The 1,186-nt window shown below is 43.3% G+C and carries 1 protein-coding gene; it reads left to right on the top strand.

Features of this window, described 5'->3' with window-relative positions:
• Window positions 1-87 precede the first annotated feature (87 nt).
• Window positions 88-1,186, top strand: a protein-coding gene (locus A3766_RS08455; protein WP_197479441.1) for an IS3 family transposase whose coding sequence is annotated in 2 segments (ribosomal slippage) — window positions 88-358 and window positions 358-1,186 — 1,100 coding nt annotated over the 2 segments. Because the reading frame shifts where the segments join, the coding sequence is not laid out codon by codon here. This gene is flagged as partial in the annotation.

The following is a 1,186-nucleotide window of genomic DNA, read 5'->3' as shown; positions in this document are numbered from 1 at the left end:
TAGATCCTAATCTATCTTTGATAGTGATCTGCTTTAATCAAACAGGACACTTCAATAAGGAATATAATCCAATTATTGAGGTGTTAAATGACAAAACGAAAGAACAGAAGTTATACAACAGAGTTTAAACAAGAAGCGGTTGCCCTGGTCACCGAGCAAGGCTATAGCGTTCCTAAAGCGGCTGCTTCATTGGGTATTACAGATAAGTTGCTCTACAACTGGAAAGCCAAGTTTGATGCGGAACAATCTGGTACTGGCTTAAATACAGATGAGCGTGCTGAATTGCTTCGGCTCCGAAAGGAAAATAAAGAGCTGAAGATGGAAAAGGAGATTTTAAAAAAGGCCAGCGCCCTCCTGCTGAAGGAAACCAAGTAAGGTTTCAAACCATTCAACAACTTTCCTCAGCATATCCTGTTATCAAACTTTGCAAAGCAATGGGTGTTAGCCGCTCAGCTTATTATGCTTGGCTCAAACGGCCAACTAAATCTATTACGCCAAAGCAGTTACATTTGTATAGCAGAGCTAAAACTATCTTCGAGAAAAGCCGAAGTAGTTTGGGTTATAGAGAACTGCGGAAACGATTGTGCAGAGAGGGCTTTGATATTACTGAATACAGCGCTCAAAAATTAATGGCTAAGCTTGGATTGGTCGTTACGCAACGCATTGCATACAAGGCAACAACTAAGCGTAAACACAGTGATGCTGTTGCAGATAACTTGCTGAACCAGAACTTTAATCCGGTTGGGCCAAATCAAATCTTGGCTGGCGATGTGACTTATCTGAAAACAGGCGAAGGCTGGATGTATCTCGCGATCGTCATGGATTTATTTTCACGCCGAATCGTTGGCTGGCAGATTGATAAGCGTATGACTACTGACTTGGTTAGTCGAGCTATGATCAGGGCATATAATCTGCGCCAGCCTCCTAAAGGCTTGGTGTTTCATAGTGACAGAGGTTCGCAGTATACCAGCAAGCGTTATCGCACACTGCTGAGTAATTATGGCATCAGAGCTAGCATGGGGGATGTAGGTGCTTGCTGGGATAACTCTGTTGTGGAGCGGTTCTTTGGAAGCTTAAAGCATGACTGGGTTTTGAAAGTGCCCCAGCCAACGAGAGAGCATATGAGAAATGATGTGGCTGACTACATGCGTTATTACAACTTAGAGCGGCTCCATACTTCTAACGA

It is taken from the genome of Oleiphilus sp. HI0132, assembly GCF_001635845.1.
The sequence above is the reverse complement of the archived record's forward strand: the minus strand, read 5'-3'. Positions and strand labels throughout refer to the sequence as shown.